Source organism: Leptolyngbya sp. FACHB-711, from assembly GCF_014695615.1.
Taxonomy (GTDB): domain Bacteria; phylum Cyanobacteriota; class Cyanobacteriia; order Elainellales; family Elainellaceae; genus Leptolyngbya_A.
Map to the genome: position 1 here is coordinate 1 of NZ_JACJOR010000105.1, position 19,791 is coordinate 19,791.

Below are 19,791 nucleotides of genomic sequence, written 5' to 3' on the forward strand. Positions count from 1 at the left end.
GGACAGTAATTTTAATGTGCTGAGTCGGATGGTGCGATCGAGTACGGCTTAGGGGGCGGGGCGTAGAGAGTAAAGCAACTAGGAATTCAACGGCAAACTCGAATATTTTAGTTAGGAATATTTTAGTTAGAACGATTCGCGATCGGATTCTCCAAGATGTAACTCAGGCAGTGCCCCTGCTCACGCGCTACCAAAAGCTCTGAAAACAGGAGGAAGCCATCGCCCTAGAAAGCCCAATTCAAATGGAACTGCTGCTGTCTGGACGAATGATTAAATAGTAAGACACCCTCAAGGCTAGGAAGGGGGATCAAATTAGTTGATGCGCTCTGTATTGCCGCCTTTGACCCAGCCTTCACTGCCATCCGTCAGCCGAATTTTTTGCCATCCGCCATCCGGGCTGTCCTGCAAAACCGTGACCTGTTGATTAAAGTCAACTCCGCCAATTTGAGCTGCATCTGCACTGGCTTCCTGCCGCAAAATTAAACCGATCGGCTGATTAACCCGGGCAGCAAATCCCTCCGTTGCCGGACTGGGACTCGCGGCAGGAGAAGCAGCAGGGGCAGCAGGACTGGCAGCCGCAGACGGAACAGCAGGCGGAGCAATCGGAGACGGAGACGGATCATTAGGAAACGTCGGTCTGGGCGGCGGAGTCGCGACGCGAGTGAGCAGATATCGAGTAGCCGCCATGCCCGAAGCAAACAGTAGCCCGATCGCCAGCGTAACTCCCAACACAAACTGACTGATATTGGTCAAACTCATCGTGCAATCCCCAATCTCAAAGGTGAACTCAACGACACCCTATTGTATGGACTGTTGCTGAATTCTGCTACCTAAACTATTAAGGCGAGAGGCAAGCCGCACTCTGCCGTTTTCTGCCCAGTCTTGCAAAATCCGAATCTGGTCTTGAGCAGTACGCGCCAGGGGAATGAGCTGACTAGCAGCTTCTAAAATATCTTCTGTCGTGAAGTCTCGGTTCTGGCTAAAGCCCAGGTGCATAGCTTCGATTAAAATTTGCTCAATTTCTGCCCCAGAAAAGTCAGGGGTTTCATAGGCAAGGCGATCGAGGTCATAACTCTTCAAGTTGTGGGGACGCAGGCGCGAAAGATGCACGGCAAAGATGGATTTTCGCTCTTCCTGGCTGGGAAGCCCCACAAAGAAAATTTCGTCAAACCGTCCGCGCCGCAGCATTTCGGGCGGCAAAGCCTGAATATTATTCGCCGTCGCGACAACAAACACTGGAGATTTCTTTTCGGCTAACCAGGTAATAAACGTACCAAAAACACGGCTCGTGGTTCCCGAATCGCCTCTACCATCAACACCGGCAAACGCTTTATCGATTTCGTCAATCCAGAGAATGCAGGGAGCCAGAGCCTCCGAAAGCTGAATCATCTGTCGGGTTCGCAGTTCCGACTCTCCCACCAAACCTCCAAACAAACGACCCACATCCAGTCGCAGCAGAGGCAAATGCCAGTGATGGGCGATCGCCTTTGCCGTCAGGGACTTCCCAGTTCCCTGGATGCCGACCAGCAGCAGCCCTCTGGGATGGGGTAAGCCATACTGACGCGCCCGCTCGGTAAAGGCTCCGCCCCGCCGTAATAGCCAGTCCTTCAGGTTATCCAGTCCACCAATGTCAGAAATTCGCTCGGTTGCTGGATAAAAGTCAAGGATCTGGGTCTGGCGAATGGTTTGCCGCTTTTCTTCCAGCACCAGCTCGACATCTTCCTCCTGAAGGGTTCCTCGACTGGCGATCGCTTTTGCCAAAACGCGGCGAATTCGCTCCATTGAAAGTCCCTGACAGGAACGCACCAGTTCATCCAGCATTTTTGCGTCCAGCGTTTGCCCAGTTGCAGGTAAAAGGCGATTGAGTTCTGTTCGAATCTCCTCGGTTTCGGGCAGGGGAAATTCCTGGACGGTCAGCACTTCGCCTAAGTCTTCAGGAATTGAGAGCTGGGGCGACAGCAGCACAATGTTCTTCGGCTGAGACTTCAGCAAACGCGACAAGTTTCGCAGCTTCCGCGCCACTGAAACATCTTCGAGAAACCGATGAAAATCTCTTAGCACAAAAACGGCAGGAACCGTCGCAGGCAGCTTTTCTACAAATTCTAGTGCCTGAACAGGATTGCGTTTTCCAAAGCCCGTATCGTTGGGATTACCTTGATAGCCGTCTACAAAATCCCAGAAATAAACACCCCGGTTGCCCTGCCGTTTTGCAGATTCGACAATGGCAGCTTCAACCCGTTCTTCTTCGCGTGTCGGAATGTAAATGATGGAATAGCGGGCACGCAGCAGCAGTTCAAACTCGTCATTAAAAGCCATCAGCAGTCAGAGCCTAGTGAGCGGTTCAGATGAAGTGATTCACAGTTGAGGCAAATCGCTATACGAAAAGTCTCCACTTCACTCTACCAATTCACTCTTAGAAATCAATCCGCTTCCGGTTCTAACTGCTGATTTTCCTGCCGCACAGGACGGCTGCTACTAGGGTAGATGGTTGCGTAAGGCTTCCAGCGATGCCCAACGCCGATCGACTGTCCCCGACGTCTCACTGTTCTCCTGAATTTGAATACCCTGACACTGCTGATCACAAAGCTGACGCTGTGGCAGAGCCAGACAAAACTGCTCATACAGCCAGGTTTCAGGCGCAAAAAATCCGTTGGGCGGCAGCGTTTCGACCAGATCGTCAAAGGCAACTTCGACCTCTGCGCCCTCTTCTTCAGGCTCAATTCGCTCTTGAAGCCAGATCACCTCAGAAGCATCTACCACAAGCCGATGATTGTACTGCTGAAGACAGCGATCGCAGGTCAGCGTTACGATCGCTTCTGCCTGGGCACGCACTTCCAGATAGCCTGACCGATGGCTCACTTTAACAAAGCCCTGCACCGGAGTCAGCGTTTCCAGCTCGCGCAGGTGCTCGCGTACAGAAATCGTTTCGGTTTGTTCAACTGCCTTTAGAAGCTGCGGGATGTAGATCCGTTCCATAATCAGTCCCTTTAACACGAATTAGAGCCACGACAGAAACAGCAATCCTGCCTCAGCTCTTTTCATCAGTTTAACAAGCACTGTTTATCAAAAACGTTGAGTATTTTCCGACCGGGGCGATTCGGGTTTACCCAGAATGAGGGTTACTCTTCAGCAGGCTCCGCTTCAATCTGGTGCAGACGAATCACTAAGCGGCGATCGGGTTCTCGCCCCCGGCTAAAGGTTTCCAGGTCAGTGAATTCTTTCAGATAGGTATGTACCTGTCGGCGTTCTGCGGATGAAAGGGCAGTCAACTCGTATTCCTCACCGCTTTCGCGCACCTGCTCTATCGCACGATCGGCAAGAGCCTGAAGCTCAGTTTGCCGTCGTACCCGATATCCTCCCAGCTCCACTGTAAACGCGGTTTGCTGCTCTTCTGGATGCCCTAAGTTCAGCGTAGTATTCGCAAGATACTGAATTGCGTCTAGAACAGCCCCATCCGTTCCTAGCAGCGACTCAACCTGGACAGGAGACAGGGTGCGATCGTCGATCGTCAGCCAGCAACTCCCCTCCGTGCTGAGCTTATCTGCATTCACTTCAACAGAGGCGGGCAGTCCCGCCATGGTCAGCAATTCTTCCAGCCATTGTTTGCCGTGCTGAACTGAGGTGTCATCCATAGCAGCCCCTAACCTTTTTTCTTGTCGGTGCGCCCAGTGTCTTTCTTTGCAGTCTTATTCACAGACTTGTTTTCGGATTTAGGCGCATCCTTCTTAGCCGTTTCTTTCTTAGGTTCCTCCAGTTCTTTTTTAGAACGAACTGGCTCAAACGGTAAAGCTTCTCGACCGTTGCCCTGCGCTTTTTCTTCAGCCTCCACCAGCTTTTGCAAATTTTCCGGCAGGGGTTCTCTGGAAAGAATCCAAGTTTGCAGGGTTTGGAAAATGTTGGCAATCACCATATACATCAGTACCCCGGCAGGCAGCGGGAAGAACAGAAACATCCCGGAGAATATCACAGGTGTAATCCGGTTGACCGTCTGCTGCTGCGGATTCGAGTTCGGTCCCTGTCCTGAGATGAGCTGGTTGACGTACAGGCTGAGTCCGAAGAACACCACCATGCCGACAATATCCCAATTAATGCTGCCATCTGGATCGGTTGCGCCAACTCGTCCCAGAGCTTTGATAAACAAGAAGCCTTTGTTGGCTGCCAGTCCGGGCATTATTCCTTGCAGTGTAGCTTCACCGGGCTGGAGTGCTTCCAGGCTACCATTTTCATCAATGCGAACCAGATCTTCGCCTTTGGTAATCTTCCAGCTTGGCTTCAGCTCGGTTTCAGGATACTCCGCCAGCACTTCTTTCAGCGATTTACCCTCAGAAGTTTGAAACAGAATTGGCGTTTTCTCACCGATTGCAAGCTTATTTCCACCTGCAAGCAGTGCCGCGACCGGAACGTGAACTCCGTCCGCAATATAAATATTTTGAGGATTCGTGGTAAAAGCTTGGGGCTGAATCTGCTCGATCTGCTCACGCGGCAAAATCTGCACGTTAACGTTGTAGTTCACGTCAGAGAATGGCGACCCACGCAAGGTGGCAAACAGCGCAAACAGGACAGGCATCTGCACCAGAACGGGAAAACATCCCGCCAGCGGATTGCCAAATTCCTTATAGGTTTTGCTCATTTCCTCCTGCTGCTTTGCAGGGTCGTCCTTGTAGCGTTCCTGGATTTCTTTGACCCGCTTTTGCATGGCAGGTTGAGCAACTCGCATCCGACGCATACTGCGAATTGAACCTGCACTCAAAGGATAGAGCGCAAAACGAATTACCAGGGTCAGGGCGACGATCGCCAGACCATAGCTAGGCACAATCCCGTAAAAGAAATCCAGGATCGGCAGCATTACATTGTTTGATAAAAATCCGACACCAAAGTCCATGCGCTTTGTCTACCTGCGTCCTTCGAGTGAGTCCAAGTCTAGCGTACCGAAATTGTGAGCGATTATGAGTAGAGAAAACCGAAGAGGCAAGGAGCTATTATCTGAGCAACAGGGTCGGGATTTTCCCGCAGAGTCTCAGACTCAAAGCATCTCCTGCCCTCGGAGCAATTACTTCGACGTACCTAGCCCGCCGCTGATGTTCCGCGCTCTTGCTGGAATTTTTTCACTAATGTAGCCATACACTTCTCGGAACTTGGGCACTGCTCGCAGCTCAATCCGGCTGCCGTCCTTGAGCGTAATCACCATATCGCCCCAGGCTCCCAATCCTCGCGGTACAGTCACAATTTTGGCGACTTCCGAGTAGATAAAATCAGCTCGATCGCGACCCATCCAGCCGCCTGTTACCGAGATTCGGCGATCGGTAATGCGATAGCGAAGCCAGAGGGCACGAACGATCGCGCCAACCGTAAGCGGCAGGCATATCACTGTGAAGCCTAGCAGAATATTCGTAATTAGCTCGCCGATATGAGGACCGCCCTCGTAATAGACTTCTTCCTTAATCGCCATGCCATACCTCAGCACTTGTCAATAGCTGCTTTAATTCTTGCAGAAATTGTTCATAACCGCACTGAGTTGCGCTGGGTTTTACCACAATAACCAGCATCCAGCCTGGAACCAAAGCGGGAAGAAACTGCCGGAATACAGCATGAATTTGCCGCTTAATCCGGTTTCGCACTACTGCCCGCTTACTCACTTTTTGGCTGATCGAAATCCCAATCCGGGCACAGCGAACTGCCTCTGAATTTAGCGCAGCCGGCAAACGCAAAGCTCTCAACGTCAAATTAGCAGTCGATCGCCGTAGACCCGACTGATAGACTCTGCTAAAGTCATCACGATGTTTAAGCCGATGGCATCCAGGCAGAGCCACGTCAGCCCATCCATTGACGATCGCGTCTAACTAACAGAAAGTTTTTCCCGACCTTTCTGCCGCCGCGCCTTAATCACACGCTGTCCATTCTTGGTTCGCATTCTTGTCCGAAAACCAGAAACCCGTCTGCGCTTCCGGCGAGTTCCTTCCAGGGTGCGCTTAGTCATACCGCTTTGCTCCCAGCAATTCTAAAGATCTAAAAAGCCACGATTTCTAATCATACCACCCCGTTGCCGGGAAGCAAGAAGGCTAGCGAGATGCACTGCCCTGGTTGTTGATGCTAAGAATCCAGGTTCCCACATAGCGCATCATCGGCAGATCGCCCGGAGAGCGCACCATTGCATTGAAATAGTGAGTTCCCGGACGGTTGGGGTTCCGTACGTTAGACAAAATGATTTGCACCCGGGTATCTGCCGGAACAGGTTCCTGAGGGTAAATTTCCAGCACCCGGTTATCCTGATCCCATACCACATCCTCGATCGCAATTTTCTCGCCGTTTGACGTGACTTCGACCCGCTCTGGGTCAAATCTGCCCCCATAAGTTTCGGGGTAAGTGACGGCAAATTCAGATACCGCAAACGTCATTTTGGTGGCTGGAATATTGAGATAGTACCGATCGCGAGTTCCCGGTCTACCATAGTAGTCCTGCCGATAGCTGAGCTGATTTTCCCGGCTTACGCCACTAAAAATCGTTAACCCCGGACCTCCCTGAGCCAGAGCGGTTGCAGCTAGCCCGGTCAGGAGACAGCTACTTGCTGCTAGAGCGGCAAAAAGACGAAGCATTGGAGAAGTTTGGCGTTTCATAGGTTAGGAATGATTTACAGCTACATTGCCAGGAATGTTAGCAAGTCTTAATTCACCTAAAGACTCTATCAAAATTCGTGAAGTTCCGCGTGCGCGATCGGACGTATCCAAGGACTGGCACAAGCCTCTGCAAGGCGTTTAGAGTATTCCACCCAAGCGACATCGCTATGGCAGAGACCCCGATGTCCCGACGATTTCTCGAATTCGGTAGATCGGACGCTTTTGAGACTCATGATAGGTTCGCATCAGCAGCTCTGCCAAAAGCCCAAAGCTAAAAAGCTGTACTCCCGTTAAGAACAACACGACTGCCAGAAACAGCAAAGGGCGATCGCCAATACTTTGCCCCAGTGCAAACTTGACAAAGGTCAGGTAGAGTCCGGTTGCTATGCCTAGCAGCATTGAGATCAAGCCAAACCAGCCAAAAACGTGCATGGGCCGGGTGAGAAATCGCTTCATAAAAAAGATGGTGAGCAAATCCATCAAAACGCGAAATGTGCGCCCCAAGCCGTATTTACTCTGTCCAAAGCGGCGGGCATGATGCCGAACCGGAATCTCAGCGATTCTGGCTCCCTCAATAAATGCTAGAGCGGGTAGAAAGCGGTGCAACTCACCATACAGATTCATATCGATCACGAGTTCCGATCGATAAGCCTTCAGTGAACAGCCATAGTCGTGAATCTGCACGCCTGTCACTCGACCAATCAGCCAGTTCGCAATGCGAGAAGGAATCAGGCGAGTCATCATGGCATCCTGCCGCTGCTTGCGCCAACCGCTCACCAAGTCATATCCTTCTGCCAGCTTTGCTAGAAGATTGGGGATATCAGCCGGATCGTTTTGCAAATCAGCATCTAACGTAATAATTACTCGACCCCGCGCCTGGTTGAACCCGGCTGCCATTGCTGCAGTTTGACCGTAGTTGCGACGCAGCAGCACTGCTTTTAGGTCCGTCCGCTCCTGAGCCATTTGCTTTAGCAGCTCGGTCGAGCCATCCTTTGAGCCATCATCAACACAGATAATTTCATAGGAGAGCTGATTGTCTTGCAGCGTTCGGGCGATCGTCTCCATCAGCACAGGTAGGCTTTCCACCTCGTTGTAGAGCGGCACGACCGCAGAGACGTCCAGCGGCTGACTGGGTAACACAACCCGTTCCTTCGCATTGCCCGACAACAAGGATGAACTCATAGCTTTTTTAAACTCCTCTCCCAGGTAGTATTCCATTCTCAGCATGAAACTGCATAGATGGAAAGATCTCAATCTGCTTGTAGGACGCAGCAGCCGATGATTGAGTGCCATTTCTAGTCAAAAGGGCGTGGCAAAATACATCATAGAACTGAAGAAACGATACAGTTCCAGCAGTCACAATGAAATATAGTTCATCTCTGACTCTATCCAGGTCAGAAGTCATGTCAAGAGGTTATTCTTCATGCCCCTGACAATTCTTGTTGCCGACGACGATCCAGGAACTTGTCTTGCGGTCAGTGATTATCTTGAGCTCAAGGGCTATTCGGTAATTGCAGCAGACAATGGGGCAAAGGCACTAGATTTGGTCGGTCACTACAGACCGCACTTGCTCGTCACAGACGTAACAATGCCGCAAATGGACGGCTACGAACTCGTTCGTCAGGTGCGTCTCAAGCCAGAATTCCGGCTGCTGCCTGTGATTTTCCTGACCGCCAGAAGCGATACCCAGGAGCGAATTCGTGGCTATCAGCTAGGGGGTGATGCCTATCTTGCTAAACCATTTGAGCTAGAAGAACTGGGAGCCGTTGTTCGCAATTTGCTGGAACGATCGCAGCTCATTGCAACCGAGTGGCGATCTCAGGCAACGGTGGGAAGATCAGAAACAGATACGGCTGTGCAGCCTGTAATTCAACCGCCTGCTTCGCGTCAGCAGCTATTAGATTTTACAGGCCGCGAAATCGAAGTTCTTTCCCTGCTATCCGAGGGATTGTCGAATAACCAGATCGGAGAGCAGCTCCACCTGAGCCCGCGTACGATCGAGAAATATGTGAGCAGCCTACTGAGAAAAACTGAAGCGAACAATCGAGCAGAACTGGTGCGCTATGCAATGGAGCATCACTTAGTTGACTAAGCAAAGTTGACTGAGCAAAAGCTATTTTTCGCTTGCTCAATTCCAACGGAAGTTGACCAAATCTACCGCAAACCGAATGCTGCTCAGGTTTTGACCTTTATGTTAAGCTTGCCCGGAGTACGACGAGTCTTACGAATCGAGTAAGGCAGTACCCCAACTAGCAGAGCAAAAATCTCATCCGGGATGCGGGCGATCGTTTCTTGATCAAAGTAGGTTTCAAATTGGGTTAAGACCATCTGGGCGCGCTTATCCGGCTCCGACTGGTCAGTAGACTGCTGGGTAAGCTTGATCCACTGTCGCCGGATCAAGTAGGCATTCTGGCGATCCTTGTGATGTTCAGGACGCAGCAAAGAGAGGTTTCCAACGGGAATAACGCGCTGACAGTCTTGATCGAAAATGCTGCCGATCGCTGCCCCTGGTCCTGCAAACTCGGCATGAAACTCTTTACATAAAATGAGTCCGTTGCGTCGCCGACTGTTTACAATCCAGAGTTGACCCTGACGCAACCGCTCTAAAATTTGCTCTGCTGCCTCATCTTCAAGCTGGGGCGGGTAGTCGAGTTCTGGCATGAAATCGATCGCGCTGCCGTGAGGCGGATTGCAGCTGTTCATTGTTCGGTTGGTTGAGACAGCATAGAAAGGACTCTCTCGTGAGGGAACCTGATAATACTGCCGAGTTTCGCTGTCCATCTCAATCAGCTCCCGTGGCTTGCCTGAGGCAGGCAATTCATGCAATACACTTTTGCAACACCCTCTTGGAACACCCTTTTACCGGACGTTTACCGGACAGATTTTGCAGGAACACCTTACCGATCGCCTGAAGTTACCGATTGCCTAAAACAACTGCTGCCCTAGACAGCATCTGCGGCAAAATCGCTGCCTTATCGATTCGATGATACCTCCATCTTATTGCATTCAACTTCGGCTGGGCATGGGTGATCATCAAGAGATTTTTAAGGAGATATGAAGATTGCCTGACAACAAGAGGTTTTTACTTGTGAGAGGGGTGGAGGTTACGGAGATTCTGCAGGAGATCTGCAATCGCTTCTCTAAAGCAGCATCTTGACGACTGAGGATGAGATTAAGGTGCTGCTTCTGATGCCGCACCCGCCTACAATTGTCAGGTAGACCTGTTTGAGTGAGTGATTGCCCGTGGCATTTAAGGTTGGCTTATTGGGATTAGGAACAGTCGGTTCAGGCACAGCCGCGATTCTGCTTGATCCGGCGCAGCGACATCCCTTGCTGCAAGAGCTGCAAATCCATCGTGTAGGTGTTCGATCGCTCGATAGAGCCAGGTCGGTCGATCTGCCCGCAGAGCAACTCACGACTGATTTAGAATCGATCGTCACCGATCCAGAAATTGATATTGTCGTTGAGGTGATGGGGGGCTTAGAGCCTGCGCGTTCCTTAATGTTGAAGGCAATTGCCCACGGCAAGCACGTTGTCACTGCCAATAAGGCGGCGATCGCTCGTTATGGGGATGAGATTTTTACGGCAGCAAATGCGGCTGGGGTTTATGTGTTGATTGAGGCGGCGGTTGCGGGCGGCATTCCGGTGATTGAGCCGTTAAAACAATCGCTTTGTGCCAACCGAATTCAGACAGTCATTGGGATTGTGAACGGCACCACAAACTATATTTTGAGCCGGATGCAAGCGGAAGGCAGTGATTTTCATGATGTACTGGCAGACGCTCAGCGATTAGGGTATGCCGAAGCTGATCCAACAGCAGACGTTGATGGACTCGACGCAGCCGATAAAGTGGCAATTCTGGCATCGCTGGCGTTTGGGGGGCGAATCAAGCTACCCGAAGTCTACTGCGAAGGAATTCGATCGGTCAGTGCAGCGGATATTGCCTACGCAGAAAAGCTTGGCTTTGTGATCAAGCTACTGGCAACGGCGAAGCGGGATGCTGTTAAAGATGCTGTTAAAACAGATGAACTAGAGCAGTTGCAGGTGCGGGTTCACCCGACACTGGTTCCCAAGAGCCACCCGCTTGCCAGCGTAAATGGCGTCTATAACGCGATTTTGATCGAAGGTGAACCTGTGGGGCAGGTGATGTTTTTCGGTCCTGGGGCAGGGTCAGGACCAACCGCCAGCGCAGTCGTCGCCGATATTCTTAATATTGCTGCCATTCTGAAAGTAGGACGCGAAACGGTTGTGCAGCCCAATGGCAAACCTTTGCTTGATCCGTTGCTTGCCTGCTCCCATCAGCATTACAGCAAAATCACGCCGATCGATGAACTGGTAACACGATTTTATGCACGGGTTTTAACCCAGGATAGTCCGGGCGTGATTGGGAAGCTCGGAACCTGTTTTGGCAACCACGAGGTGAGCCTGGAATCGGTGGTGCAAACCGGAATGCGCGATGATTCCGCAGAAATCGTGGTAATCACGCACTATGTTCGAGAAGCCAACTTCCGGGAGGCACTGGCGGAAATTCGATCGATGGAGTCAGTGCAGACGATCGCAAGTGTACTGCGCGTTCTTTAACTGCTGAGCCAGGGTTCAATCTGGGTAAGCCAGAGTTTAATTTGAGGGATTGCCATATCCTCCGCCACCGGGCGTTTCAATCCTAAACTGATCGCCTGGATTCATCGTGACTTCGGCTCTACCGCTTAAAAGTTCCGTTTCACCGGTCGATCGCACGACTGAATTGCGTCCGATCGCCCCTGGCTGACCGCCTGCTAACCCAAAGGGAGAAACCACACGATGGCTGGACAGAATTGCTGCCGTCATCGATTCCCGGAACTGGAGACAGCGAATTACTCCATTGCCACCCTGATGAGTTCCCGTTCCGCCGCTTCCGGTACGAATCGCAAAATTTTCGAGCAGCACCGGAAACCGCCATTCCAGCACTTCTGGGTCGGTGAGGCGCGAATTGGTCATGTGGGTTTGCACTGCGTCTGTGCCATCGAACGTTTTGCCTGCTCCTGACCCGCCGCAAATCGTTTCGTAATACTGATAGCGATCGTTGCCAAACGTGAAATTGTTCATCGTGCCCTGTGCGGCTGCCATGACTCCGAGCGCACCATAAAGGGCATTGGCGATTGCCTGGGAAGTTTCTACATTGCCTGCAACCACGGCAGCGGGGTAGTGCGGATTCAGCAAGCTGCCTTCCGGGACAACGATCGTGAGCGGCTGAAGACAGCCTGCGTTCAAGGGAATATCATCCTCAACAAGCGTTCTAAACACATAAAGAACGACCGCTTTGCAGATTGCGAGGGGTGCATTGAGGTTGTTGGGCTGCTGCGGAGAAGTCCCTGTAAAGTCAACGGTTGCTGTACGGTGAGGGCGATCGATCGTAACTTTGACCTGAATTTGAGTGCCATCATCCATCGGGTAAGTAAAACTGCCGTCTTGAAGGACACTGAGGACTCGCCGCACTGCTTCGGCTGCATTATCCTGAACGAACTGCATATAGGTTTGCACCGTTTCTAGCCCGTAGTGACTCACCATGCGCCGGAGTTCTTGCACACCGCGTTCGTTCGCTGCCACCTGTGCCTGAAGGTCGGCAATATTTTGGTCGGGATTACGTGCCGGATAAGCTTCGGTATTTAACAATTGCCGCATCTCCGCTTCACGAAACTGTCCCTGTTCGACCAACAGAAAATTATCGATCAAAATGCCTTCCTGCTCGATCGTTTGACTATGCGGCGGCATTGAGCCAGGTGTGATTCCCCCGATATCAGCATGATGTCCGCGTGAGGCAACGTAAAACTGCGGTGTATTAGTTTCTAAAAAAACGGGTGTGATCACCGTGATGTCAGGCAAGTGAGTACCGCCGTTGTAGGGATTATTTTGTACATAGACATCGCCCGGTTTCAAGCGGTTGCCCTTTGCGGTCATCAAGCTCTGGACACTTTCGCTCATCGAACCCAAATGCACTGGGATATGGGGTGCGTTAGCAACTAACTGTCCACTGCGATCGAATATGGCACAGGAAAAATCCAGCCGTTCCTTGATGTTCACAGAGTAGCTGGTGTTTTGCAGCGTCACACCCATTTCTTCAGCGATCGATCGCACCAAATTATTAAAAATTTCCAGCAGTACCGGGTCGGGCTTGGCGAGCGGTAGGTCGATTTGGGATTCGCGCTGAGCATTGACACCCGTTTGCTTTTGCAGCAGCAAATGATTGTTCTCGGTTAGAACTGCCAGCCAGCCGGGTTCAATTACGTTCGTACTGGTTGCTTCGATCAGCAGAGCTGGTCCCAGGAGACGATCGTGGGCACAAAGCTGCTCACGCAGGTAGACGGGCGTATTGTGTTCCTGGCCCCCAGTGTACATCTGCACCGTTGAGGTGGGGTAAAGGGGTTGAGTCCGTGGGGGAGCGGTTACCCGCTCGGTCGGGGTAGTCGTTTTACCGATCGCTTCAACTGAAACTGCTTCTACAATTAGGGGTTTGTTCTTCATCACAAACCCGTATCGTTGCTGATATGCCGACTCGTACTGGCGCAGCATGGCTGGACGATCGCCAAAGTCAATAACCAATGCAGAATCCGTGCCTTCATAGCGCAGATGAACTCTGGAAAGCGATCGAATATTCTCCGGCAAAATGCCCTGCTGCTGAACGGCGGTGTGAGCTTCTGCGGTGAGGTTATTCAGAATTTCGGTCAGGGTCGATAGTACTTCATCGGTAAGACGGGCTTCGATCGCCTGTTCGCGAATCGTGCTGATATCTGCCAAGCCCATACCGTAAGCCGAGAGTACACCAGCATAGGGATGGAGAAACACCTGACGTATGCCCAGTGCGTCTGCAATGCGACAAGCGTGCTGTCCGCCTGCGCCCCCAAAACAGCAAAGGGTGTATTGAGCCACATCGTAGCCGCGCTGGATCGAGATTTTTTTGATCGCGGTTGCCATTTTGTCAATCGCGATCGTTAGAAATCCTTCGGCAACTTGCTGAGGAGTTTGAGCACTCCCTGTCTTTGCCGCAATTTCTGCCGCTAAATGAGTGAATTGTTGCTGCACAATCTGGAAGTCGATCGGCTGATTGCCCTCCTGCCCAAAAACCTGTGGGAAAAACTGCGGCTGGATTCTACCCAGCATTACATTACAGTCTGTCACTGTCAGGGGTCCGCCTTTGCGATAGCAGGCAGGTCCAGGATGTGCTCCCGCCGATTGGGGTCCGACTCGATAGCGCGCACCGTCAAACTGCAAAATCGAACCGCCTCCTGCCGCAACCGTATGAATTGACATCATCGGCGCACGCAGTCTGACTCCTGCGACCTCGGTTTCAAACACCCGCTCATACTCGCCGTTGAAGTGGGATACATCGGTTGAAGTGCCACCCATGTCAAAGCCGATAATTTTGTCAAATCCTGCTCTCGCACTGGTTTGCACCGCTCCCACAATGCCGCCTGCCGGACCAGAGAGAATGCTGTCTTTGCCCTGAAACAGGCTAGCATCGGTAAGCCCGCCATTTGACTGCATAAACATCAGCGCGGGCTTGTAGCCAGTGCCCGATTGCTGAAGTTCAGCAGCAATGCGATCGACATATCGCCTCAGAATCGGCGACAAATAGGCATCAACAACCGTGGTATCTCCCCGGCTCACTAGCTTCATCAGCGGACTGACTCGGTGAGAAACGGAAATTTGAGTGAATCCGATCGCCTTTGCAAGGTCAGCAACCTGCTGTTCATGGGCGGGATAGCGATAGCCATGCATTAAGACGATTGCACAGGCGCGAATTCCTGCGTTGTATGCAATTTGGAGATCGGCAGTCAAACGAGTAGGATGAAGCGGCGCGAGAATTTCGCCTTGAGCTGTACAGCGTTCCTCGACTTCGATCACGCGCTCATAAAGCATTTCCGGTAAAATAATTTGCCGCGCAAAAATGTTGGGGCGATTCTGATAGCCAATCCGTAGCGCGTCGCGAAATCCCTGCGTGATCAGCAGCACGGTTCGATCGCCTTTGCGTTCCAGCAGCGCGTTGGTCGCAACGGTGGTTCCCATCTTAATTGCCGCAATTTGGGCCGTAGGGAGCGGCACGTTTACAGGAAGACCCATTACCTCGCGGATGCCTTGAAGAGGCGCGTCGCTGTAGCGATCGGGATTCTCAGACAGCAGCTTGTGAATCGTCAGAGAACCGTCTGGACGCTGCGCTACAACATCGGTAAACGTGCCGCCTCGATCGATCCAAAACTGCCAGCGTCCTTGCTGAGAAGTCATAATTTTTTATCCGTCGCGTTCGACTTCCTCCGGCACCACCATTTGCTGAAGATCGGGCAGTTCTACCTGCTGTTCTACCAATTCTTTTTGAGTTTGGCGGAGATTGATCGGAAGGGCGATCGGCTGCTTCTTCTCGACCCAGCAGCTGGCGACAGGCAGCGTATCCTCCAGGTCTTCCAGCGGACGCGGAATGACCATTACCGCATGAAGTTCACCAATTCGCTCCGCTTCGTGCATTCCGGCTTCGACTGCGACTGCCACATCTGCCGTCCGTCCGCGAACAATCACGGTGCAGAGCCCGTCGCCAATTACCTCGTAGGAAGACAGCAGCACGTCTGCCGATTTCAGCATCGCGTCCGCCGCGCCCACCATTGCCGGAAAACCGCGTGTTTCCAATAAGCCGATCGCCAGATTGCTGAGCCGACTGGTTCCCTGCTCCGAAGCAAAGCGGGAAAGCTGACCGCTAATCGGCAGAATCATTTCCAGATTCGGCATTGGACGGGGAATAATTGCTTTTGCTACGAGCTCACCAAACTGCTCTGCGATATCGGCTCCCTGCTCAACCGCCAGCCGCACATCAGAGATGCGTCCCCGCACAATCGCCGTGCAGTAGCCGCTCCCAATCTTTTCGTAGCCTACTAGCCGCACACCTGCGGACTTAAGCATCATATCAGCAGTGCCAACGATCGCCGGAAAACTGCGGGTTGAAACCAGCCCCAAGGCACTCTCGCTGTACATGGACGATCCGGTTGAATAAGTCATAGCAGTCTTGGGAGGCGGATGGTGAAACCTGAAATGCAATCTATCTCCACCCCAAGCATAGCTTGTCTTTCAGAGAGCGCACCTATCCTGCTGGGGAGTCCGGCGAGTTTTCGGGTGGATTGGGGGGCGGCTCAAACAGTTGCCGATGAGGAAACATGGTGACCATGATACGCTCCAAATACGCCTGACCGTAAATCTGCGTCATTGCCTTCTTAGATGGAGGCACAGGCTGGATTGTAGAAGCGATAGGCGGATCGGATGAAGCGTTCGGAGGCGCAGGTGAGACAGCCCCGTTCGCTTTTGGAGAAGGCACAGGCGGCACTGCACCATTCGTTCCAAAAAGCGTAGACTGCGAAAAATTAGGGGCAACTTGCGGAGTTGGGGGGCTGGCTGGGGGGCGAATGGGGGAATTTGCCTGAGGGCTAGATGAAGGAACCGCTGCCAGGTCAACCTGACGGCTCCCGTCCCCAATCAGAGAACCCGGAGGGACTGATTGATTCGCTTCGATCGAGCTATCAATGATCGTACTCATCGAGCCGATACAGGCTTCTGCCCCGATCGTTCCCTGCCCCACCACTAGCACCCCGCTGCCCAGCGTTGCGCCTGATTCGATCGTCAGTTGTCCCTGATAAGCATGAAGAACTGAACCCGTGCCAATACAAGCTCCAGCAGCCACTACAAGCGCACAACCTGGATCGGCTTGCAGCAGCACATCAGGCGCGATCGTCGCAGTCGGATGAATCACAACGTCACCACTGACGAACAAATGGGTGTCGTCAATGACAGGGCGAGGGCGAGGCATAGTTAGTTACCGTCATCCAGGTTCTATCGTGTCCTTATCAAGGCACTATGGACGCTGAACGATGACCTCCGCAACGCGACGCTTCGACTTCATATCTACGCCAAATAACCGCACATACTCGCCTGCGTTTTCTGTCATACAGCCTTCGATTGCCGACAGCACATCCTGTTCACGGTTTGACTGAATCGGCGCACAGGTTTTCCAGGAACTGGTCTGGAATCGACGGGTATCCGCGTGTTCTGCTGCAACCCGATATCCCTGCGCTAGCAGTTGTCTGACCTGATCCACCACTTCACGGCTCAATTTGCCGCTTCCCGATGCAGGCTGACTGGGTGCAGGCGTACTGTATCCGTTGTTGCTGACGGGAGCCTGGTAGTTGCTGGGTGCAGGCGCACTGGTTTTGCCGTTCCCGGTGTCGCCCGGACGCTGCACGATCATTTCAGAAATGCGCTGCTTTGACCGGGTATCAATGCCAAAGACCCGCACATACTCGCCGCTATGCTCAGCCAGGCAGCTTTCGAGGGCAGCGATCGCCTCAGACTCCCGTGATGCCTGAATAGGCACGCAGCTATACCAGGAGCTTGTTCGGAATCGGCGTGCATCGGCGTGCTCTGTGCCAATCTTGAAGCCCTGTGCCACGAGCTGACGCACTTTCTCCACCACTTCAGCACTCAGATGACTACTTCCCGACGATCCGTAGCTGCCGTAGCTGCTAGAAGGAGCAGAGCCGTAGCTGGAAGAACTAGAGCCGTAGCTGCTAGAAGGAGCAGAGCCGTAGCTGGAAGAACTAGAGCTGTAGCTGCTAGAAGGCGAACTAACCGGAGCAGGCTTATCGCCCGGACGCTGCACGGTCATTTCAGAGACTCGCTGCTTCGTTTTAGTATCAATGCCAAAGACCCGCACATACTCGCCGCCATGCTCAGCAATGCAGCTTTCTAGCGCAGATAGCACATCCTGTTCGTGATTAGACTGAATTGGGGTACAGCTACTCCACGAGCTAGTTTGAAATCGACGCGCATCGGCATGTTCCATGCCAATCCGAAGACCTTGAGAGAGAAGCCGACGAACCTGCTCCACCACTGCCGGAGCTAAACGAGTATGTTGCATTTGATCCTGTGAATCGCTAGAAGAACTGAATTCGCGTGAACGATCGCCGGGGTCACTGTGGGTATCACTGTGATAGACCCGCTCTAACTGCTGCCGCATCGGAGCAAAGTGAGTCCATGTGTTTGCACCGTGATGCCCCGATCGTTGGGCACGGTTCATGCCCATCAAATGAGCGGCAAACGCTAGGTCAGCCGTTTGGACATTGGGCAACCGATCGGCTTGCTGCTGCTGAGTAATAATTGACCCTGAAGGCACAAACTTGCCGGGAGGAATTTCAACATCCTGAATCAGTGCGTGCATCATGACGACACAGCCTGCCCCAATTCGCGCATTGAAAAGTGTTGACCGAAAGCCGATGAAGCAGTTGTCACCCACATATACCGGACCATGAACAAGAGCCATGTGAGCGATCGAAGTATTCCTGCCAATCCAGACTGAATACTCCTGCCCATCGTCTCCGATAACTCGCCCCTGCTTCAGTCCATGAATAATCACGCCATCCTGAACATGGCTTCCCGCGCCGATGGAAAAAGGACTCCCTTCGTCAGCGCGAATAGAAGTCCCAGGAGCAATCAGCGCGTCTGCACCGATCGCCACATTTCCAATGACATTGGAAAAGGAATGGACAGAGGCAGTCTCGTCAATCCTGGGTTGTGCCAAACTCTCCGACCAAGGGGTAGGGAGAGGGGCAGAGCCACGGACTACCATAAATTAAATTTCTCCCATCTGAAACAACAGCGAAAGCCGTTGCCAGAGAATTAAAAACAGCGTTGTGTAAGACAAGATTCAGTCAGCAAAACAAGCCTGAATAGCTGCTTTAAACTATTGGTTCAGAGAATCGAGGAGACTTAGGATTCAACGTGCTGTAGCTTCTGTAAAGCAGTTACCCTTGCCTGTCCGGCTCAACAAAAGATCTATTTCACAAACCAGACAGGTAGGATGCTTTGCTTACTACCAATTGAATCCACACTTCCAAGAATCACTTAAGACAAAGGCTTGAGCTATCGATCGGAAAGCCACCTTAAACCAGAGACACATTTTTACAGACGGCTCTGATTTAAGGCAACTTATCGATCTTGGTCTCGCTTGCTGTAGAGGCGCAAATTATCGACGCTCACCGTGTCAATAATGCCGATAACCAGCGCATCTAGGGGACGCGATTCGCCCCGCTCGGTTTGTCGGGCTGCACTACCGCGACTCACAAGCACCCACTCATCATTTCCTGCCCCAACGCTGTCAGCAGCCACTTCATACTCTGGCAAAAGCTGCCCTTCCTTGTCGATAAACTGCACGAGCAGAAATTTCACACCAGTCAGGCTTTGCTCTTTTTGGGTGCTAACCACCGTACCGCAGACTTTAGCAATTTGCATTCGGTATCAGGAACGAATCGCTTAGGAACGGCTGATAGGACGGATACCGCTCACGCTTTCGCGGAATGCTTCGACTGCTTCGGTATAGCGAATCGGCAGTACGTACTCCAGGTTTTCGTGGGGACGAGCAATGATGTGAGTAGAGAGAACCTGCCCGCCGTTCACCCGCTTCACGTTCTCAATTCCGGCAGAGACCGAAGCTTGAACCTCGGAGACATCACCCCGAACGATTACTGTGACGCGACCGCTGCCAATTTTTTCATAACCCACCAGCGTGACGCGAGCTGCTTTCACCATTGCGTCTGCTGCTTCGACAACCGCCGGAAAACCGAGGGTTTCTACCATTCCTACTGCAATAGCCATGAGTCTTTCTCCCTTCCAGTTAATGAGTCTTCGTAACCTTGTTAAACACGATCGTGACCGAGATCAGCCGTCGATCGAACCTAGCAAATCAAACTCAGCAAATCAGGCTGAACGAACTGCTAGGAGCGGAACTGCTCTACCGCCTCGGTATAGCGAATGGGCAAAACATATTCCAGATTTTCGTGAGGACGAGCAATGATGTGGGTGGAAACAACTTGTCCGCCGTTCACCCGGTTGACACTCTCAATCCCAGCTGCAAGCGATGCTTGAACTTCTGAGACATCGCCTCGCACAATCACTGTGACAAGACCACTGCCAATCTTTTCATAGCCTACTAGGGTTACCCGCGCCGCTTTCACCATAGCGTCTGCCGCTTCTACGACCGCAGGAAAGCCCTTCGTCTCAATCATTCCAACCGCAATCGGCATTCTTGGTCTCCCGTACAGCAAAACGAGAATGGCACTAACTATTTCTAAAAACTGCCTCTGAAAATTTTCACGGGATGACCGATTGG

20 protein-coding genes are annotated in these 19,791 nt (G+C 52.2%); 2 read left to right on the forward strand and 18 right to left on the reverse strand.

Annotated elements, in window-relative coordinates; translation table 11 throughout:
* Positions 1-312 precede the first annotated feature (312 nt).
* From H6F80_RS03175 to H6F80_RS03220, 10 genes are all read right to left on the reverse strand, one after another.
* Positions 313-759 carry an SH3 domain-containing protein gene (locus H6F80_RS03175; RefSeq protein WP_190790164.1) on the reverse strand — a complete coding sequence of 149 codons (447 nt, stop codon included), beginning with the start codon at positions 757-759 and terminating at the stop codon, positions 313-315.
* Between the two features lie 39 nt (positions 760-798).
* Entirely contained in the window at positions 799-2,316 is a 1,518-nt protein-coding gene (locus H6F80_RS03180) for a Ycf46 family AAA ATPase (protein ID WP_190790165.1), read from the reverse strand.
* A 159-nt stretch (positions 2,317-2,475) separates the two neighbouring features.
* Positions 2,476-2,976: a YceD family protein gene (locus H6F80_RS03185; RefSeq protein WP_190790166.1), complete on the reverse strand. Its 501-nt coding sequence runs from the start codon at positions 2,974-2,976 to the stop codon at positions 2,476-2,478.
* A gap of 143 nt (positions 2,977-3,119) precedes the next feature.
* Positions 3,120-3,632, reverse strand: coding sequence for a Jag family protein (locus H6F80_RS03190; RefSeq protein ID WP_190790167.1), 513 nt, complete (start codon positions 3,630-3,632; stop codon positions 3,120-3,122).
* Between the two features lie 8 nt (positions 3,633-3,640).
* Complete coding sequence (gene yidC / locus H6F80_RS03195; protein ID WP_190790168.1) at positions 3,641-4,882, reverse strand: membrane protein insertase YidC; 1,242 nt, start codon at positions 4,880-4,882, stop codon at positions 3,641-3,643.
* A 168-nt stretch (positions 4,883-5,050) separates the two neighbouring features.
* Positions 5,051-5,449 carry a PH domain-containing protein gene (locus tag H6F80_RS03200; protein WP_190790169.1) on the reverse strand — a complete coding sequence of 133 codons (399 nt, stop codon included), beginning with the start codon at positions 5,447-5,449 and terminating at the stop codon, positions 5,051-5,053.
* Positions 5,439-5,810 (reverse strand): ribonuclease P protein component, encoded by a 372-nt coding sequence (gene rnpA, locus H6F80_RS03205; RefSeq protein WP_190790170.1) that lies wholly within the window; start codon positions 5,808-5,810, stop codon positions 5,439-5,441. Before rnpA ends, H6F80_RS03200 begins: the two co-directional genes overlap by 11 nt.
* A 26-nt stretch (positions 5,811-5,836) precedes the next feature.
* Positions 5,837-5,977 (reverse strand): 50S ribosomal protein L34, encoded by a 141-nt coding sequence (rpmH, locus tag H6F80_RS03210; RefSeq protein ID WP_190790171.1) that lies wholly within the window; start codon positions 5,975-5,977, stop codon positions 5,837-5,839.
* An 82-nt stretch (positions 5,978-6,059) separates the two neighbouring features.
* Positions 6,060-6,614 carry a DUF2808 domain-containing protein gene (locus tag H6F80_RS03215; RefSeq protein ID WP_199296339.1) on the reverse strand — a complete coding sequence of 185 codons (555 nt, stop codon included), beginning with the start codon at positions 6,612-6,614 and terminating at the stop codon, positions 6,060-6,062.
* A 165-nt stretch (positions 6,615-6,779) separates the two neighbouring features.
* Positions 6,780-7,796 carry a glycosyltransferase family 2 protein gene (locus H6F80_RS03220; RefSeq protein ID WP_190790172.1) on the reverse strand — a complete coding sequence of 339 codons (1,017 nt, stop codon included), beginning with the start codon at positions 7,794-7,796 and terminating at the stop codon, positions 6,780-6,782.
* Positions 7,797-8,037: 241 nt separating this feature from the next.
* On the opposite strand from H6F80_RS03220, the gene H6F80_RS03225 reads away from it, so the two are divergent.
* Complete coding sequence (locus tag H6F80_RS03225; protein ID WP_190790173.1) at positions 8,038-8,706, forward strand: response regulator transcription factor; 669 nt, start codon at positions 8,038-8,040, stop codon at positions 8,704-8,706.
* Positions 8,707-8,789: 83 nt separating this feature from the next.
* On the opposite strand, the gene H6F80_RS03230 is transcribed toward H6F80_RS03225, so the two are convergent.
* Positions 8,790-9,395: a hypothetical protein gene (locus H6F80_RS03230; RefSeq protein WP_190790174.1), complete on the reverse strand. Its 606-nt coding sequence runs from the start codon at positions 9,393-9,395 to the stop codon at positions 8,790-8,792.
* Positions 9,396-9,857: 462 nt separating this feature from the next.
* Here H6F80_RS03230 and H6F80_RS03235 point away from each other — a divergent pair, with 462 nt between their 5' ends.
* Positions 9,858-11,195 (forward strand): homoserine dehydrogenase, encoded by a 1,338-nt coding sequence (locus H6F80_RS03235; RefSeq protein ID WP_190790175.1) that lies wholly within the window; start codon positions 9,858-9,860, stop codon positions 11,193-11,195.
* 36 nt (positions 11,196-11,231) lie between these two features.
* Here the strand turns inward: H6F80_RS03235 and H6F80_RS03240 are convergent, their stop codons facing one another.
* The 7 genes from H6F80_RS03240 to H6F80_RS03270 form a co-directional block, all read right to left on the reverse strand.
* A complete protein-coding gene (locus H6F80_RS03240; RefSeq protein ID WP_190790176.1) occupies positions 11,232-14,873 on the reverse strand; it encodes a hydantoinase B/oxoprolinase family protein in 3,642 nt (1,213 codons plus the stop codon).
* A 6-nt stretch (positions 14,874-14,879) separates the two neighbouring features.
* The gene (gene ccmO, locus H6F80_RS03245) at positions 14,880-15,635 is read right to left on the reverse strand and encodes a beta-carboxysome assembly protein CcmO (RefSeq protein WP_199296341.1); all 756 of its coding nucleotides are present in this window, start codon (positions 15,633-15,635) and stop codon (positions 14,880-14,882) included.
* 82 nt (positions 15,636-15,717) lie between these two features.
* Positions 15,718-16,437, reverse strand: coding sequence for a beta-carboxysome scaffolding protein CcmN (gene ccmN, locus H6F80_RS03250; protein ID WP_190790177.1), 720 nt, complete (start codon positions 16,435-16,437; stop codon positions 15,718-15,720).
* A gap of 45 nt (positions 16,438-16,482) precedes the next feature.
* The gene (gene ccmM, locus H6F80_RS03255; protein ID WP_190790178.1) at positions 16,483-18,252 is read right to left on the reverse strand and encodes a beta-carboxysome scaffolding protein CcmM; all 1,770 of its coding nucleotides are present in this window, start codon (positions 18,250-18,252) and stop codon (positions 16,483-16,485) included.
* 359 nt (positions 18,253-18,611) lie between these two features.
* Positions 18,612-18,914, reverse strand: coding sequence for a beta-carboxysome shell vertex protein CcmL (gene ccmL, locus H6F80_RS03260; RefSeq protein ID WP_190790179.1), 303 nt, complete (start codon positions 18,912-18,914; stop codon positions 18,612-18,614).
* Positions 18,915-18,935: 21 nt separating this feature from the next.
* Positions 18,936-19,277, reverse strand: coding sequence for a carbon dioxide-concentrating mechanism protein CcmK (locus tag H6F80_RS03265; RefSeq protein WP_106173690.1), 342 nt, complete (start codon positions 19,275-19,277; stop codon positions 18,936-18,938).
* Positions 19,278-19,396: 119 nt separating this feature from the next.
* The gene (locus tag H6F80_RS03270; RefSeq protein ID WP_190790180.1) at positions 19,397-19,705 is read right to left on the reverse strand and encodes a carbon dioxide-concentrating mechanism protein CcmK; all 309 of its coding nucleotides are present in this window, start codon (positions 19,703-19,705) and stop codon (positions 19,397-19,399) included.
* Between the last annotated feature and the right edge of the window lie 86 nt (positions 19,706-19,791).